The 17,823-nt window shown below is 50.8% G+C and carries 3 protein-coding genes, 11 tRNA genes and 6 rRNA genes; all 20 read right to left on the bottom strand.

What is annotated here, in order from left to right; all coding sequences use genetic code 11:
• Window positions 1-243: 243 nt before the first annotated feature.
• Entirely contained in the window at window positions 244-1,461 is a 1,218-nt protein-coding gene (locus tag FED51_RS00665) for an ISL3-like element IS651 family transposase (RefSeq protein ID WP_138090128.1), read from the bottom strand.
• A gap of 257 nt (window positions 1,462-1,718) precedes the next feature.
• Entirely contained in the window at window positions 1,719-2,975 is a 1,257-nt protein-coding gene (gene ltrA / locus FED51_RS00660; RefSeq protein ID WP_010896223.1) for a group II intron reverse transcriptase/maturase, read from the bottom strand.
• Window positions 2,976-3,562: 587 nt separating this feature from the next.
• Window positions 3,563-3,678 (bottom strand): 5S ribosomal RNA (gene rrf, locus FED51_RS00650).
• 204 nt (window positions 3,679-3,882) lie between these two features.
• A 23S ribosomal RNA gene (locus tag FED51_RS00645) occupies window positions 3,883-6,821 on the bottom strand.
• Between the two features lie 573 nt (window positions 6,822-7,394).
• Window positions 7,395-8,944, bottom strand: a 16S ribosomal RNA gene (locus tag FED51_RS00640).
• Window positions 8,945-9,130: 186 nt separating this feature from the next.
• Window positions 9,131-9,206 (bottom strand) — tRNA-Ala (locus FED51_RS00635).
• Window positions 9,207-9,209: 3 nt separating this feature from the next.
• Window positions 9,210-9,286 (bottom strand) — tRNA-Pro (locus tag FED51_RS00630).
• 5 nt (window positions 9,287-9,291) lie between these two features.
• Window positions 9,292-9,368 (bottom strand) — tRNA-Arg (locus FED51_RS00625).
• A 15-nt stretch (window positions 9,369-9,383) separates the two neighbouring features.
• Window positions 9,384-9,472, bottom strand: a tRNA-Leu gene (locus FED51_RS00620).
• 23 nt (window positions 9,473-9,495) lie between these two features.
• Window positions 9,496-9,570 (bottom strand) — tRNA-Gly (locus FED51_RS00615).
• A 6-nt stretch (window positions 9,571-9,576) separates the two neighbouring features.
• Window positions 9,577-9,662 (bottom strand) — tRNA-Leu (locus tag FED51_RS00610).
• A gap of 8 nt (window positions 9,663-9,670) precedes the next feature.
• A tRNA-Lys gene (locus FED51_RS00605) sits at window positions 9,671-9,746 on the bottom strand.
• Window positions 9,747-9,753: 7 nt separating this feature from the next.
• Window positions 9,754-9,826 (bottom strand) — tRNA-Thr (locus tag FED51_RS00600).
• Window positions 9,827-9,867: 41 nt separating this feature from the next.
• Window positions 9,868-9,943 (bottom strand) — tRNA-Val (locus FED51_RS00595).
• Window positions 9,944-9,952: 9 nt separating this feature from the next.
• Window positions 9,953-10,068 (bottom strand): 5S ribosomal RNA (gene rrf / locus FED51_RS00590).
• A 257-nt stretch (window positions 10,069-10,325) separates the two neighbouring features.
• Window positions 10,326-13,264 (bottom strand): 23S ribosomal RNA (locus FED51_RS00585).
• 380 nt (window positions 13,265-13,644) lie between these two features.
• Window positions 13,645-13,720: transfer RNA gene (locus tag FED51_RS00580), tRNA-Ala, on the bottom strand.
• An 11-nt stretch (window positions 13,721-13,731) separates the two neighbouring features.
• Window positions 13,732-13,808: transfer RNA gene (locus FED51_RS00575), tRNA-Ile, on the bottom strand.
• Between the two features lie 299 nt (window positions 13,809-14,107).
• A 16S ribosomal RNA gene (locus tag FED51_RS00570) occupies window positions 14,108-15,657 on the bottom strand.
• Together the 16S, 23S and 5S rRNA genes with 11 tRNA genes alongside form the textbook arrangement of a ribosomal RNA operon.
• 412 nt (window positions 15,658-16,069) lie before the next feature.
• Window positions 16,070-17,326, bottom strand: coding sequence for a group II intron reverse transcriptase/maturase (gene ltrA, locus FED51_RS00565; protein ID WP_010896223.1), 1,257 nt, complete (start codon window positions 17,324-17,326; stop codon window positions 16,070-16,072).
• Between the last annotated feature and the right edge of the window lie 497 nt (window positions 17,327-17,823).

The raw sequence follows: 17,823 nt of genomic DNA, 5'->3' as shown, positions 1-17,823 counted from the left end.
ACCATCGGCTTTCCTTCGATGACTCTGCTCCTTCGGACCAACGCTCTTCAGCGCCTTTTCTACTTCAGATGACCGGCGCGCTTTTTTGTCAGCTACGCTCGTTCCCTCCTGTCACGTATGTTGGTATACGCTCAGTCCGTCTCTCCCTTGCTTCCGCAAATCTCTTGGTCCTCCTTGTAGAAACAATTTTACTTTTTGGGTTCTTAGTCAAATGTTGGGGTGGCATAGGAGGGCGAGCCCCTCTTATCCTACCCCGAATGTCTGATGTTTGAATTGATGATGCAAGAGAATACGGTTTCGCAAGCGATCATAACGCCGAAAACCAAAGGCATTTCTCTTAATCACCTTCGTTTGATTATTCAGTCCTTCAATAAAACCATTGTTTAAGCCAAACGCGAGGCTATTCAAGATCTCGGTCTGCCAGTTCTTCAGCGTCTGAATGGCTCGGTGGAACTCCTTTAACGGGCTCGCCTCCACTCTTCGGTAAAAGGCGTAGAGCCCTTGTTTCACCTCGCTCATTCGTCCTTCCCTTCCTTGCATCTTCGCTTCTTGATACCACTGACGAAAATGTTCTTTTAGCTCATACGCTTCCCTTAAATCAGGGGATAGCTCTAAGTACCGCTCCACCTTCTTCTTTTGCTTATCATCCAGTCCTTCTCTCTCTTTCTGAAACAGATGTTTGATCCGTTTACATCGTTTTCGATGATACGGATGGAACGCTTTTTGCACTCGGCGGCGAACCCCTTCCAGAGCCCAGTAGATGTAACGACAGAAATGGAACGGATCCCCAATGATGAGCGGGTGGCCTAAGGCCTTTTGAACAGCCGACTTGAAGGTATAACTAAGATCCATCACGACCGTTTTTACATGATGACCCTTCTCTTGAAGATATCGTTTAAGCGTATCGGCTTTACGATCCGGTAAGATATCCAGTGGCTTCCGTGTATCTGCATCCGCAATGATTACTTGATATTTCCCCGCATTCGTATCCCCTTTGTAATCATCAATCGCAATCCGAGGAGGAAGGTGATCCACCTTCTTCACGAGGGGGGCCGCCAATTGATCAAACCGGCGCATGGCAGTTGTCACGGACGTTTGGAATTGATTCGCTGTGTCCGTAAAGTTCTTCCCTTGAATGAGCCGTAAGCGAAACGCTTGATTCCATTCCACTGTCTGACGCTGATATCGCTCTACAAAAGAGGCTTTCTCCGCAAACCGCTTCCCGCATCTGCACGCGTACCGGCGCTTTCGATAGAATAGATACACCCACCGTTCAAAGAGCTTGAGATGTTGAACTTTTTGGATGCGGTAATCATGGATTCTCTCGGTTCTCTTCCCGCAGGATGGGCAACGATGAGGCGTTCGCGGCATTTCTACATGGAGCGCGATAAAGTCCTCTCGTTCCTCCATCTTTGTGACCTTCACACCTTTTAATCCGGGCAAATCCATGGTAAAATTCATCGTACACGCAGCTCCTATCCTTTCTTTGTTTCTCAACAATTCAAGGATAATGGATAAAGGAGCCTGCGTGCATTTTTTTTGCCCTCTTTTGTGCAAAAACCCCAACATTTATTGTAGAGCCATTTTTTTTGCCCTCTTTTGTGCAAAAACCCCAACATTTATTGTAGAGCCACTTTTTGACAATCGAGTAGGAGGGGGTGACGAACCCCCGACCTCTCACACCACCGTACGTACGGTTCCGTATACGGCGGTTTCACTTAAGTCCAACGTCTTGTTTGATACCTCTCGGCTAGACTCATGAGACCTTGTCCTTTCCAGTATTCACTGTTCAGGGCATAATCCATGATCGGGCTGTGAGCGACTCTCCAGTAGCCTTTTCGACTGTTCGCCCACTGCCAAGCCTTCGCCTTCTTGATCCCCAATCTGACTAGATTCTTTTGTCTAGCGGAAGTGGTTTTCCACTCTTTCCATCGAATCATCCTTAATCTTCTTCTGATCCATGCATCGATTTGGGCGAGGATACTTGGTGTGTCCACCAATTGATAATACCCAAGCCAACCTGTGAGGTAGCGATTCAGTCTGCGTAACCGATCAGACATCTTCATGGAGTGTCTTCGGCTCGTCAGTTCTCGAATCCGTTGTTTGAGTCGTTTGACACTTTCCTTAGACACCCTCATTTTCGGATCCTTTCCTCGTGTGAAGGAGAATCCTAGGAATTTACGGTTCCAAGGACGATCAACGGCACTCTTCTCTCGGTTGACCTTAAGTTTCAACCTGTTTTCGATGAAAGAGGTTACGCTCTCCATGATACGGAGCCCCGCTCGTTTGGATCGAACATAGATGTTACAGTCGTCCGCATAGCGGACGAACTTCAATCCACGTTTCTCCAATTCGTTGTCTAACTCATCTAGGACAATATTGGACAGGAGTGGACTAAGCGGTCCTCCTTGCGGAGTTCCTTCCGTGTTCGGGCTCACCAGTCCTCTTTCCATCACACCCGTTTGGAGGTATCGGCGAATCAGTTGAAGCACTCGAGGATCTTGGATTCGGGAGGAGAGTTTCCTCATGAGACGGTCATGGTTCACCTTGTCGAAGAACTTCTCCAAGTCAATGTCTACGACCCATCTGTATCCTTCCTTCATCCACTGCTTCGCCTGCCTGACGGCGTTATGTCCTCTCCGATGCGGTCTAAACCCAAAACTTCGTTCGGAGAACGTTGGATCATAGAGTTGAGTCAAGATTTGGGCGATCGCTTGTTGAAGGAAACGATCCATCACCGTGGGGATCCCTAGTTTCCTTACGCCACCGTTCGGTTTCGGGATTTCGACTCGACGGACAGGCTTCGGGAAATAAGACCCTTCTATGATCTCATTTCGAATGGAAGTCCAGTTTTCATGAAGATGGAGGCGTAGGGATTTTACGTCCATTTCATCCACACCGTAACTTCCTTTATTCTTTTCCACTCGTTCGAGTGCTTGTATTAAGTTTTCACGGGATAGAATTCGTTCCAACATCGTATCAATCTCCTACGTGAATCATCGGTTCTTCTTATGTGACGCGCTCTCTCCACCCTCTCTTCGTGTCCCCAGCGAGATTCATCGCTTCCTCCACGAAGGAGGTTCTTCGTTTTCTGTTTCATCAAGATGCGTGTATGCGAAGGGATGATTCTCCTTACGTGATTCAGCCCTTCCCCTCTTGTCTAGACCAAGCGGGTACTATGGCTTCTGCTGACTTCTGACCGTTCAGCTTGCACTCTTATGCAAGGTTACGACATGCGTGTCGCGTATCAGTCAGATCTCCCAGGGTAAGTACACATTCTTCCCCTCCATGTCTCCTCTTCATTTACTCGGTAGACCCTTTGGCAGTCTGGACTTTGATTTGTTAGGCAATCTCACCCAAGTCTACCTAGCCTTATATGAAGTTCGTGTTCCTAGGAGCGGAGGTTTGCCGCCGACTTCCTTCAGATTCTGGGTCACCCCAGACACCCTTGTCTTAAGCTAACTGTTACGACTGCCTTCACAGTTCGGGACTTGAACCCTAGAGAATATGCGCATGCCTGGCACACCTAAAAAAGCACAACCCGATTGGATTGTGCTTTATCGCTTGGCAGCGTCCTACTCTCGCAGGGGGAAGCCCCCAACTACCATCGGCGCTGAAGAGCTTAACGACCGTGTTCGGCATGGGAACGGGTGTGGCCTCTTCGCTATCGCCACCAAACCATTTAGTTACGGCTTCCGATCAACGTCGCATTTTGGTGTCATCTTCACTCCTCCAGATCCTCACGTACCGTGTGTACGCTCCGGTCTGTCGTCGCTCGATTCCTGCTCGTTTCTCGAAACCCTTTTCTTTGGAGAACAAGATTCTCTCAAAACTAGATAATGGGACGCTTCTCGAGTTCGAGACGTTGCTTTTGATTTGTTTTTGGATAAGTCCTCGACCGATTAGTATCTGTCAGCTTCACGTGTCGCCACGCTTCCACACCAGACCTATCAACCTCATCATCTCTAAGGGGTCTTACTGGATTTACTCCATGGGAAATCTCATCTTGAGGGGGGCTTCATGCTTAGATGCTTTCAGCACTTATCCCGTCCACACGTAGCTACCCAGCGATGCTCCTGGCGGAACAACTGGTACACCAGCGGTGTGTCCATCCCGGTCCTCTCGTACTAAGGACAGCTCCTCTCAAATTTCCTACGCCCGCGACGGATAGGGACCGAACTGTCTCACGACGTTCTGAACCCAGCTCGCGTACCGCTTTAATGGGCGAACAGCCCAACCCTTGGGACCTACTTCAGCCCCAGGATGCGATGAGCCGACATCGAGGTGCCAAACCTCCCCGTCGATGTGAACTCTTGGGGGAGATAAGCCTGTTATCCCCAGGGTAGCTTTTATCCGTTGAGCGACGGCCCTTCCATACGGCACCGCCGGATCACTAAGCCCGACTTTCGTCCCTGCTCGACTTGTAGGTCTCGCAGTCAAGCTCCCTTTTGCCTTTGCACTCTACGAATGATTTCCAACCATTCTGAGGGAACCTTTGGGCGCCTCCGTTACTGTTTAGGAGGCGACCGCCCCAGTCAAACTGCCCACCTGACACTGTCCCTGAACCGGATCACGGTTCGAGGTTAGAATGTCAATACCGTCAGGGTAGTATCCCACCAGCGCCTCCACCGAAGCTAGCGCTCCGGCTTCCAAGGCTCCTACCTATCCTGTACAAACGGTACCAACATCCAATATCAAGCTACAGTAAAGCTCCATGGGGTCTTTCCGTCCTGTCGCGGGTAACCTGCATCTTCACAGGTACTATAATTTCACCGGGTCTCTCGTTGAGACAGTATCCAAGTCGTTACACCATTCGTGCGGGTCGGAACTTACCCGACAAGGAATTTCGCTACCTTAGGACCGTTATAGTTACGGCCGCCGTTTACTGGGGCTTCAATTCAGAGCTTCTCCCGAAGGGATAACCCCTCCTCTTAACCTTCCAGCACCGGGCAGGTGTCAGCCCCTATACTTCGCCTTGCGGCTTCGCAGAGACCTGTGTTTTTGCTAAACAGTCGCTTGGATCTTTTCACTGCGGCTCTCTCGGGCTTGCACCCTATCAGAGCACCCCTTCTCCCGAAGTTACGGGGTCATTTTGCCGAGTTCCTTAACGAGAGTTCTCCCGAGCGTCTTAGAATTCTCTTCTCGCCTACCTGTGTCGGTTTGCGGTACGGGCACCTCTCACCTCGCTAGAGGCTTTTCTTGGCAGTGTAGGATCAGGAACTTCGGTACTATCATTTCCCTCGCCATCACAGCTCAGCCTTCACGGAAAGCGGATTTGCCTACTTTCCAGCCTAACTGCTTGGACGCGCATCTCCATCAGCGCGCTTACCCTACCTTTCTGCGTCCCCCCATTGCTCAAACGGTGAGGAGGTGGTACAGGAATTTCCACCTGTTGTCCATCGCCTACGCCTTTCGGCCTCGGCTTAGGTCCCGACTAACCCTGAGCGGACGAGCCTTCCTCAGGAAACCTTGGGCTTTCGACGGAGGGGATTCTCACCCCTCTTTTCGCTACTCATACCGGCATTCTCACTTCTACGCGCTCCACCAGTCCTCTCGGTCTGACTTCGCTGCACGTAGAACGCTCCCCTACCACTCGCACCAACGGTGCGAATCCATAGCTTCGGTGATACGTTTAGCCCCGGTACATTTTCGGCGCAGAGTCACTCGACCAGTGAGCTATTACGCACTCTTTAAATGGTGGCTGCTTCTAAGCCAACATCCTGGTTGTCTGGGCAACTCCACATCCTTTTCCACTTAACGTATACTTTGGGACCTTAGCTGATGGTCTGGGCTGTTTCCCTCTTGACTACGGATCTTAGCACTCGCAGTCTGACTCCCGAGGATAAGTCATTGGCATTCGGAGTTTGACTGAATTCGGTAATCCGGTGGGGACCCCTAGTCCAATCAGTGCTCTACCTCCAAGACTCTTCCCTCGAGGCTAGCCCTAAAGCTATTTCGGGGAGAACCAGCTATTTCCGAGTTCGATTGGCATTTCACCCCTACCCACACCTCATCCCCGCATTTTTCAACATGCGTGGGTTCGGGCCTCCATTCAGTGTTACCTGAACTTCACCCTGGACATGGGTAGATCACACGGTTTCGGGTCTACGACGGCGTACTATTTCGCCCTATTCAGACTCGCTTTCGCTGCGGCTCCGCTTTTTCAGCTTAACCTTGCACGACATCGTAACTCGCCGGTTCATTCTACAAAAGGCACGCTGTCACCCGTTAATGGGCTCCAACTAGTTGTAGGCACACGGTTTCAGGATCTTTTTCACTCCCCTTCCGGGGTGCTTTTCACCTTTCCCTCACGGTACTGGTTCACTATCGGTCACTAGGGAGTATTTAGCCTTGGGAGATGGTCCTCCCAGCTTCCGACGGGGTTTCACGTGTCCCGCCGTACTCAGGATCCACTCTGGAGGAAACGAAGTTTCGGCTACAGGGTTGTTACCTTCTGTGACGGACCTTTCCAGGTCGCTTCACCTACTTCGTTTCTTTCTGACTCCGTATAGAGTGTCCTACAACCCCAAGAGGCAAGCCTCTTGGTTTGGGCTGTTCCCGTTTCGCTCGCCGCTACTCAGGAAATCGCATTTGCTTTCTCTTCCTCTGGGTACTTAGATGTTTCAGTTCCCCAGGTCTGCCTCCTCATACCCTATAGATTCAGGTATGGGTACCATCCCATTACGGATGGTGGGTTCCCCCATTCGGATATCCCCGGATCAAAGCTTACTTACAGCTCCCCGAGGCGTTTCGCCGTTCGTCGCGTCCTTCTTCGGCTCCTAGTGCCAAGGCATCCACCGTGCGCCCTTTCTAACTTAACCAAATAACGTCAGATTCTCTTCGTATCTCTTTGTCAGCTTCGGGATTTTCGGTCATGTTGCCTACAGGATGTAGGTACCAGGCGTTGTGACACGATGTCACGCCCTTAGCGTGGTTCCTTTTCCTATACGCTCCATTCCTCAAACCCTTGCTTCCTCGATCTACTTGAGACTCTTTGTTATTCATCAAAAGCGTCATGGAATTCTTGACGTCTCGTTCGTGAGTATTCTCCCTACAGGATGTAGGTTAAATACCCGGTGAACTCGATTTGCGTCATATAAGCTTCCAATGAGCATCGCGCTCATCTTCACTTACAATTTATCATTATCTAGTTTTCAAAGAACCATTTTGACGGCAGATCATCATCGCATCTCTTCGTCAGCTTCAGATTCTCGGTCATGTCACGTATACACATACGCTCCATTCCTCAAATCCTTGCTTCCTTGATCTACTTGATGCTCTTTGTCAATTCCATTAATTGAGAGTTTTGAGTTCTCTCAAAACTGAACAAAAGTCCGAAGCGTCCTTCCGCAGATGAATCTGCGAATGGTCGACTAGAGTTAAAAACTCCGTAGAAAGGAGGTGATCCAGCCGCACCTTCCGATACGGCTACCTTGTTACGACTTCACCCCAATCATCTGTCCCACCTTCGGCGGCTGGCTCCAAAAGGTTACCTCACCGACTTCGGGTGTTACAAACTCTCGTGGTGTGACGGGCGGTGTGTACAAGGCCCGGGAACGTATTCACCGCGGCATGCTGATCCGCGATTACTAGCAATTCCGGCTTCATGCAGGCGAGTTGCAGCCTGCAATCCGAACTGAGAATGGCTTTCTGGGATTGGCTTCACCTCGCGGCTTCGCAACCCTTTGTACCATCCATTGTAGCACGTGTGTAGCCCAGGTCATAAGGGGCATGATGATTTGACGTCATCCCCACCTTCCTCCGGTTTGTCACCGGCAGTCACCTTAGAGTGCCCAACTGAATGCTGGCAACTAAGGTCAAGGGTTGCGCTCGTTGCGGGACTTAACCCAACATCTCACGACACGAGCTGACGACAACCATGCACCACCTGTCACTTTGTCCCCCGAAGGGGAAAGCCCTATCTCTAGGGTGGTCAAAGGATGTCAAGACCTGGTAAGGTTCTTCGCGTTGCTTCGAATTAAACCACATGCTCCACTGCTTGTGCGGGCCCCCGTCAATTCCTTTGAGTTTCAACCTTGCGGTCGTACTCCCCAGGCGGAGTGCTTAATGTGTTAACTTCGGCACTAAGGGCATCGAAACCCCTAACACCTAGCACTCATCGTTTACGGCGTGGACTACCAGGGTATCTAATCCTGTTTGCTCCCCACGCTTTCGCGCCTCAGCGTCAGTTACAGACCAGAGAGTCGCCTTCGCCACTGGTGTTCCTCCACATCTCTACGCATTTCACCGCTACACGTGGAATTCCACTCTCCTCTTCTGTACTCAAGTCTCCCAGTTTCCAATGACCCTCCCCGGTTGAGCCGGGGGCTTTCACATCAGACTTAAGAGACCGCCTGCGCGCGCTTTACGCCCAATAATTCCGGACAACGCTTGCCACCTACGTATTACCGCGGCTGCTGGCACGTAGTTAGCCGTGGCTTTCTCGTTAGGTACCGTCAAGGTGCCGCCCTTTCGAACGGCACTTGTTCTTCCCTAACAACAGAGTTTTACGATCCGAAAACCTTCATCACTCACGCGGCGTTGCTCCGTCAGACTTTCGTCCATTGCGGAAGATTCCCTACTGCTGCCTCCCGTAGGAGTCTGGGCCGTGTCTCAGTCCCAGTGTGGCCGATCACCCTCTCAGGTCGGCTACGCATCGTCGCCTTGGTGAGCCGTTACCCCACCAACTAGCTAATGCGCCGCGGGTCCATCTGTAAGTGATAGCCGAAACCATCTTTCAAAAAAGAACCATGCAGTTCTTTTTATTATCCGGTATTAGCACCGATTTCTCGATGTTATCCCAGTCTTACAGGCAGGTTGCCCACGTGTTACTCACCCGTTCGCCGCTAACCTCCAGGAGCAAGCTCCCTTTGGTCCGCTCGACTTGCATGTATTAGGCACGCCGCCAGCGTTCGTCCTGAGCCAGGATCAAACTCTCCATAAAAGTTTGATAAAGCTCATGTTTCACAGGATGTTGTTTCCTGCGACACTTCATATAATGAAGTAAATTGACGAGATACCTTGTATCTCTTTATTTCGCTTGGCTTTTGTTCAGTTTTCAAAGAACTGTAGTCGTTTTTAGCGACTTTACAATCATAACAAGCATTAGATCACTTGTCAACACTTTTTTTGGTGGAGCCTAGCGGGATCGAACCGCTGACCTCCTGCGTGCAAAGCAGGCGCTCTCCCAGCTGAGCTAAGGCCCCAAATGGTCGGGAAGACAGGATTTGAACCTGCGACCCCTTGGTCCCAAACCAAGTGCTCTACCAAGCTGAGCTACTTCCCGTTAGATGGCGCGCCCGAGAGGAGTCGAACCCCTAACCTTTTGATCCGTAGTCAAACGCTCTATCCAATTGAGCTACGGGCGCACGAAAGATCGTTACTGGTGCCGAGGGCCGGACTTGAACCGGCACGGTAGTCACCTACCGCAGGATTTTAAGTCCTGTGTGTCTGCCAATTCCACCACCCCGGCACAGAATCTTAAACATTTTCATTTGGAGCGGAAGACGGGAGTCGAACCCGCGACCCCCACCTTGGCAAGGTGGTGTTCTACCACTGAACTACTTCCGCAAAAATTGGTGCGGGTGAAGGGAGTCGAACCCCCACGTCACAAGGACACTAGATCCTAAGTCTAGCGCGTCTGCCAATTCCGCCACACCCGCATATTAAATGGTGAGCCATGAAGGACTCGAACCTTCGACCCTCTGATTAAAAGTCAGATGCTCTACCAACTGAGCTAATGGCTCAAAACAATGCCGGCCAGAGGACTTGAACCCCCAACCTACTGATTACAAGTCAGTTGCTCTACCAATTGAGCTAGACCGGCATGGTGCTAATTAATTGAATTTTTATTTAGAGAGAATAACATGGTGGAGGGTGACGGGATCGAACCGCCGACCCCCTGCTTGTAAGGCAGGTGCTCTCCCAGCTGAGCTAACCCTCCTAAATATAAGTTTGGCAGCGTCCTACTCTCGCAGGGGGAAGCCCCCAACTACCATCGGCGCTGAAGAGCTTAACGACCGTGTTCGGCATGGGAACGGGTGTGGCCTCTTCGCTATCGCCACCAAACCTTTCTACGTCAGATGATCGGCGAGCTTTTTTGTCAGCTACGCTTGTTCCTTCCTGTCACGTATGTTGATATACGCTCAGTTCGTCACTCGCTTGCTTCCGCAAATCTCTTGATCCTCTTTGTAGATCATTTTCGGCTTCCGATCAACGTCGCACATGGTGCGATGTTGTATCGAAGCTTCTTTGGAGAACAAGATTCTCTCAAAACTAGATAATGGGACGCTTCTCGAGTTCGAGACGTTGCTTTTGATTTGTTTTTGGATAAGTCCTCGACCGATTAGTATCTGTCAGCTTCACGTGTCGCCACGCTTCCACACCAGACCTATCAACCTCATCATCTCTAAGGGGTCTTACTGGATTTACTCCATGGGAAATCTCATCTTGAGGGGGGCTTCATGCTTAGATGCTTTCAGCACTTATCCCGTCCACACGTAGCTACCCAGCGATGCTCCTGGCGGAACAACTGGTACACCAGCGGTGTGTCCATCCCGGTCCTCTCGTACTAAGGACAGCTCCTCTCAAATTTCCTACGCCCGCGACGGATAGGGACCGAACTGTCTCACGACGTTCTGAACCCAGCTCGCGTACCGCTTTAATGGGCGAACAGCCCAACCCTTGGGACCTACTTCAGCCCCAGGATGCGATGAGCCGACATCGAGGTGCCAAACCTCCCCGTCGATGTGAACTCTTGGGGGAGATAAGCCTGTTATCCCCAGGGTAGCTTTTATCCGTTGAGCGACGGCCCTTCCATACGGCACCGCCGGATCACTAAGCCCGACTTTCGTCCCTGCTCGACTTGTAGGTCTCGCAGTCAAGCTCCCTTTTGCCTTTGCACTCTACGAATGATTTCCAACCATTCTGAGGGAACCTTTGGGCGCCTCCGTTACTGTTTAGGAGGCGACCGCCCCAGTCAAACTGCCCACCTGACACTGTCCCTGAACCGGATCACGGTTCGAGGTTAGAATGTCAATACCGTCAGGGTAGTATCCCACCAGCGCCTCCACCGAAGCTAGCGCTCCGGCTTCCAAGGCTCCTACCTATCCTGTACAAACGGTACCAACATCCAATATCAAGCTACAGTAAAGCTCCATGGGGTCTTTCCGTCCTGTCGCGGGTAACCTGCATCTTCACAGGTACTATAATTTCACCGGGTCTCTCGTTGAGACAGTATCCAAGTCGTTACACCATTCGTGCGGGTCGGAACTTACCCGACAAGGAATTTCGCTACCTTAGGACCGTTATAGTTACGGCCGCCGTTTACTGGGGCTTCAATTCAGAGCTTCTCCCGAAGGGATAACCCCTCCTCTTAACCTTCCAGCACCGGGCAGGTGTCAGCCCCTATACTTCGCCTTGCGGCTTCGCAGAGACCTGTGTTTTTGCTAAACAGTCGCTTGGATCTTTTCACTGCGGCTCTCTCGGGCTTGCACCCTATCAGAGCACCCCTTCTCCCGAAGTTACGGGGTCATTTTGCCGAGTTCCTTAACGAGAGTTCTCCCGAGCGTCTTAGAATTCTCTTCTCGCCTACCTGTGTCGGTTTGCGGTACGGGCACCTCTCACCTCGCTAGAGGCTTTTCTTGGCAGTGTAGGATCAGGAACTTCGGTACTATCATTTCCCTCGCCATCACAGCTCAGCCTTCACGGAAAGCGGATTTGCCTACTTTCCAGCCTAACTGCTTGGACGCGCATCTCCATCAGCGCGCTTACCCTACCTTTCTGCGTCCCCCCATTGCTCAAACGGTGAGGAGGTGGTACAGGAATTTCCACCTGTTGTCCATCGCCTACGCCTTTCGGCCTCGGCTTAGGTCCCGACTAACCCTGAGCGGACGAGCCTTCCTCAGGAAACCTTGGGCTTTCGACGGAGGGGATTCTCACCCCTCTTTTCGCTACTCATACCGGCATTCTCACTTCTACGCGCTCCACCAGTCCTCTCGGTCTGACTTCGCTGCACGTAGAACGCTCCCCTACCACTCGCACCAACGGTGCGAATCCATAGCTTCGGTGATACGTTTAGCCCCGGTACATTTTCGGCGCAGAGTCACTCGACCAGTGAGCTATTACGCACTCTTTAAATGGTGGCTGCTTCTAAGCCAACATCCTGGTTGTCTGGGCAACTCCACATCCTTTTCCACTTAACGTATACTTTGGGACCTTAGCTGATGGTCTGGGCTGTTTCCCTCTTGACTACGGATCTTAGCACTCGCAGTCTGACTCCCGAGGATAAGTCATTGGCATTCGGAGTTTGACTGAATTCGGTAATCCGGTGGGGACCCCTAGTCCAATCAGTGCTCTACCTCCAAGACTCTTCCCTCGAGGCTAGCCCTAAAGCTATTTCGGGGAGAACCAGCTATTTCCGAGTTCGATTGGCATTTCACCCCTACCCACACCTCATCCCCGCATTTTTCAACATGCGTGGGTTCGGGCCTCCATTCAGTGTTACCTGAACTTCACCCTGGACATGGGTAGATCACACGGTTTCGGGTCTACGACGGCGTACTATTTCGCCCTATTCAGACTCGCTTTCGCTGCGGCTCCGCTTTTTCAGCTTAACCTTGCACGACATCGTAACTCGCCGGTTCATTCTACAAAAGGCACGCTGTCACCCGTTAATGGGCTCCAACTAGTTGTAGGCACACGGTTTCAGGATCTTTTTCACTCCCCTTCCGGGGTGCTTTTCACCTTTCCCTCACGGTACTGGTTCACTATCGGTCACTAGGGAGTATTTAGCCTTGGGAGATGGTCCTCCCAGCTTCCGACGGGGTTTCACGTGTCCCGCCGTACTCAGGATCCACTCTGGAGGAAACGAAGTTTCGGCTACAGGGTTGTTACCTTCTGTGACGGACCTTTCCAGGTCGCTTCACCTACTTCGTTTCTTTCTGACTCCGTATAGAGTGTCCTACAACCCCAAGAGGCAAGCCTCTTGGTTTGGGCTGTTCCCGTTTCGCTCGCCGCTACTCAGGAAATCGCATTTGCTTTCTCTTCCTCTGGGTACTTAGATGTTTCAGTTCCCCAGGTCTGCCTCCTCATACCCTATAGATTCAGGTATGGGTACCATCCCATTACGGATGGTGGGTTCCCCCATTCGGATATCCCCGGATCAAAGCTTACTTACAGCTCCCCGAGGCGTTTCGCCGTTCGTCGCGTCCTTCTTCGGCTCCTAGTGCCAAGGCATCCACCGTGCGCCCTTTCTAACTTAACCAAATAACGTCAGATTCTCTTCGTATCTCTTTGTCAGCTTCGGGATTTTCGGTCATGTTGCCTACAGGATGTAGGTACCAGGCGTTGTGACACGATGTCACGCCCTTAGCGTGGTTCCTTTTCCTATACGCTCCATTCCTCAAACCCTTGCTTCCTCGATCTACTTGAGACTCTTTGTTATTCATCAAAAGCGTCATGGAATTCTTGACGTCTCGTTCGTGAGTATTCTCCCTACAGGATGTAGGTTAAATACCCGGTGAACTCGATTTGCGTCATATAAGCTTCCAATGAGCATCGCGCTCACCTTCCACTTACAATATCATTATCTAGTTTTCAAAGAACCTTGCCTACAGGATGTTGTCACATCTGCAGCAATATGAATGGTGGAGCCTAGCGGGATCGAACCGCTGACCTCCTGCGTGCAAAGCAGGCGCTCTCCCAGCTGAGCTAAGGCCCCGAAAGCTGTTATGGTGGGCCTGAGTGGACTTGAACCACCGACCTCACGCTTATCAGGCGTGCGCTCTAACCAGCTGAGCTACAGGCCCATAACAAATTGACTGATTGATTAAAGAAACCAGTCGTTGGTTTATTGATCATCTATACAAGATGACTTTTTAAAATGTATTGAGAGTTCAGTTCTCTCAAAACTGAACAAGGCTACTGACTTCAATCACATCATGCAACACTTGCCAGTCTGCGCTTCATGCTGCCTTGCGACGAGTAATCGCAGGAGCAAAAGCATTTTAATTGAGAGTTTTGAGTTCTCTCAAAACTGAACAAAAGTCCGAAGCGTCCCTCCGCAGATGAAACTGCGAATGGTCGACTAGAGTTAAAAACTCCGTAGAAAGGAGGTGATCCAGCCGCACCTTCCGATACGGCTACCTTGTTACGACTTCACCCCAATCATCTGTCCCACCTTCGGCGGCTGGCTCCAAAAGGTTACCTCACCGACTTCGGGTGTTACAAACTCTCGTGGTGTGACGGGCGGTGTGTACAAGGCCCGGGAACGTATTCACCGCGGCATGCTGATCCGCGATTACTAGCAATTCCGGCTTCATGCAGGCGAGTTGCAGCCTGCAATCCGAACTGAGAATGGCTTTCTGGGATTGGCTTCACCTCACGGCTTCGCAACCCTTTGTACCATCCATTGTAGCACGTGTGTAGCCCAGGTCATAAGGGGCATGATGATTTGACGTCATCCCCACCTTCCTCCGGTTTGTCACCGGCAGTCACCTTAGAGTGCCCAACTGAATGCTGGCAACTAAGGTCAAGGGTTGCGCTCGTTGCGGGACTTAACCCAACATCTCACGACACGAGCTGACGACAACCATGCACCACCTGTCACTTTGTCCCCCGAAGGGGAAAGCCCTATCTCTAGGGTGGTCAAAGGATGTCAAGACCTGGTAAGGTTCTTCGCGTTGCTTCGAATTAAACCACATGCTCCACTGCTTGTGCGGGCCCCCGTCAATTCCTTTGAGTTTCAACCTTGCGGTCGTACTCCCCAGGCGGAGTGCTTAATGTGTTAACTTCGGCACTAAGGGCATCGAAACCCCTAACACCTAGCACTCATCGTTTACGGCGTGGACTACCAGGGTATCTAATCCTGTTTGCTCCCCACGCTTTCGCGCCTCAGCGTCAGTTACAGACCAGAGAGTCGCCTTCGCCACTGGTGTTCCTCCACATCTCTACGCATTTCACCGCTACACGTGGAATTCCACTCTCCTCTTCTGTACTCAAGTCTCCCAGTTTCCAATGACCCTCCCCGGTTGAGCCGGGGGCTTTCACATCAGACTTAAGAGACCGCCTGCGCGCGCTTTACGCCCAATAATTCCGGACAACGCTTGCCACCTACGTATTACCGCGGCTGCTGGCACGTAGTTAGCCGTGGCTTTCTCGTTAGGTACCGTCAAGGTGCCGCCCTTTCGAACGGCACTTGTTCTTCCCTAACAACAGAGTTTTACGATCCGAAAACCTTCATCACTCACGCGGCGTTGCTCCGTCAGACTTTCGTCCATTGCGGAAGATTCCCTACTGCTGCCTCCCGTAGGAGTCTGGGCCGTGTCTCAGTCCCAGTGTGGCCGATCACCCTCTCAGGTCGGCTACGCATCGTCGCCTTGGTGAGCCGTTACCCCACCAACTAGCTAATGCGCCGCGGGCCCATCTGTAAGTGATAGCCGAAACCATCTTTCAAAAAAGAACCATGCAGTTCTTTTTATTATCCGGTATTAGCACCGATTTCTCGATGTTATCCCAGTCTTACAGGCAGGTTGCCCACGTGTTACTCACCCGTTCGCCGCTAACCTCCAGGAGCAAGCTCCCTTTGGTCCGCTCGACTTGCATGTATTAGGCACGCCGCCAGCGTTCGTCCTGAGCCAGGATCAAACTCTCCATAAAAGTTTGATAAAGCTCATGTTTCACAGGATGTTGTTTCCTGCGACACTTCATATAATGAAGTAAATTGACGAGATACCTTGTATCTCTTTATTTCGCTTGGCTTTTGTTCAGTTTTCAAAGAACTGCGTCGTTTTTTAGCGACTTTTCTAATATAACACAAACCCGAAATGAAAGTCAACAATAATTTTCTTAGTTATTTTTTTCATTTCAGCGACAAGCAATAATATAACACCTTTTTTAAATATGCGCAAGTGTTTTTTCAAAACACCTAAACAAATTAAAAAGCTCGTCTATTTATTATACTACTTTTAAAGAAAAAAGAAAGCCCTTATGTTAAATCGAGTAGGAGGGGGTGACGAACCCCCGACCTCTCACACCACCGTACGTACGGTTCCGTATACGGCGGTTTCACTTAAGTCCAACGTCTTGTTTGATACCTCTCGGCTAGACTCATGAGACCTTGTCCTTTCCAGTATTCACTGTTCAGGGCATAATCCATGATCGGGCTGTGAGCGACTCTCCAGTAGCCTTTTCGACTGTTCGCCCACTGCCAAGCCTTCGCCTTCTTGATCCCCAATCTGACTAGATTCTTTTGTCTAGCGGAAGTGGTTTTCCACTCTTTCCATCGAATCATCCTTAATCTTCTTCTGATCCATGCATCGATTTGGGCGAGGATACTTGGTGTGTCCACCAATTGATAATACCCAAGCCAACCTGTGAGGTAGCGATTCAGTCTGCGTAACCGATCAGACATCTTCATGGAGTGTCTTCGGCTCGTCAGTTCTCGAATCCGTTGTTTGAGTCGTTTGACACTTTCCTTAGACACCCTCATTTTCGGATCCTTTCCTCGTGTGAAGGAGAATCCTAGGAATTTACGGTTCCAAGGACGATCAACGGCACTCTTCTCTCGGTTGACCTTAAGTTTCAACCTGTTTTCGATGAAAGAGGTTACGCTCTCCATGATACGGAGCCCCGCTCGTTTGGATCGAACATAGATGTTACAGTCGTCCGCATAGCGGACGAACTTCAATCCACGTTTCTCCAATTCGTTGTCTAACTCATCTAGGACAATATTGGACAGGAGTGGACTAAGCGGTCCTCCTTGCGGAGTTCCTTCCGTGTTCGGGCTCACCAGTCCTCTTTCCATCACACCCGTTTGGAGGTATCGGCGAATCAGTTGAAGCACTCGAGGATCTTGGATTCGGGAGGAGAGTTTCCTCATGAGACGGTCATGGTTCACCTTGTCGAAGAACTTCTCCAAGTCAATGTCTACGACCCATCTGTATCCTTCCTTCATCCACTGCTTCGCCTGCCTGACGGCGTTATGTCCTCTCCGATGCGGTCTAAACCCAAAACTTCGTTCGGAGAACGTTGGATCATAGAGTTGAGTCAAGATTTGGGCGATCGCTTGTTGAAGGAAACGATCCATCACCGTGGGGATCCCTAGTTTCCTTACGCCACCGTTCGGTTTCGGGATTTCGACTCGACGGACAGGCTTCGGGAAATAAGACCCTTCTATGATCTCATTTCGAATGGAAGTCCAGTTTTCATGAAGATGGAGGCGTAGGGATTTTACGTCCATTTCATCCACACCGTAACTTCCTTTATTCTTTTCCACTCGTTCGAGTGCTTGTATTAAGTTTTCACGGGATAGAATTCGTTCCAACATCGTATCAATCTCCTACGTGAATCATCGGTTCTTCTTATGTGACGCGCTCTCTCCACCCTCTCTTCGTGTCCCCAGCGAGATTCATCGCTTCCTCCACGAAGGAGGTTCTTCGTTTTCTGTTTCATCAAGATGCGTGTATGCGAAGGGATGATTCTCCTTACGTGATTCAGCCCTTCCCCTCTTGTCTAGACCAAGCGGGTACTATGGCTTCTGCTGACTTCTGACCGTTCAGCTTGCACTCTTATGCAAGGTTACGACATGCGTGTCGCGTATCAGTCAGATCTCCCAGGGTAAGTACACATTCTTCCCCTCCATGTCTCCTCTTCATTTACTCGGTAGACCCTTTGGCAGTCTGGACTTTGATTTGTTAGGCAATCTCACCCAAGTCTACCTAGCCTTATATGAAGTTCGTGTTCCTAGGAGCGGAGGTTTGCCGCCGACTTCCTTCAGATTCTGGGTCACCCCAGACACCCTTGTCTTAAGCTAACTGTTACGAC

Source organism: Halalkalibacterium halodurans (genome assembly GCF_005671335.1).
GTDB classification, from domain to species: Bacteria; Bacillota; Bacilli; order Bacillales; family Bacillaceae_D; genus Halalkalibacterium; species Halalkalibacterium halodurans.
This window is presented reverse-complemented; position numbering and strand designations above follow the sequence as displayed.

Excerpts from the sequence above, each read along its gene's own strand:
- ltrA (WP_010896223.1), bottom strand. The coding sequence starts at position 2,975 with ATGTTGGAACGAATTCTATCCCGTGAAAACTTAATACAAGCACTCGAA.
- FED51_RS00665 (WP_138090128.1), bottom strand. The coding sequence starts at position 1,461 with ATGAATTTTACCATGGATTTGCCCGGATTAAAAGGTGTGAAGGTCACA.
- ltrA (WP_010896223.1), bottom strand. The coding sequence starts at position 17,326 with ATGTTGGAACGAATTCTATCCCGTGAAAACTTAATACAAGCACTCGAA.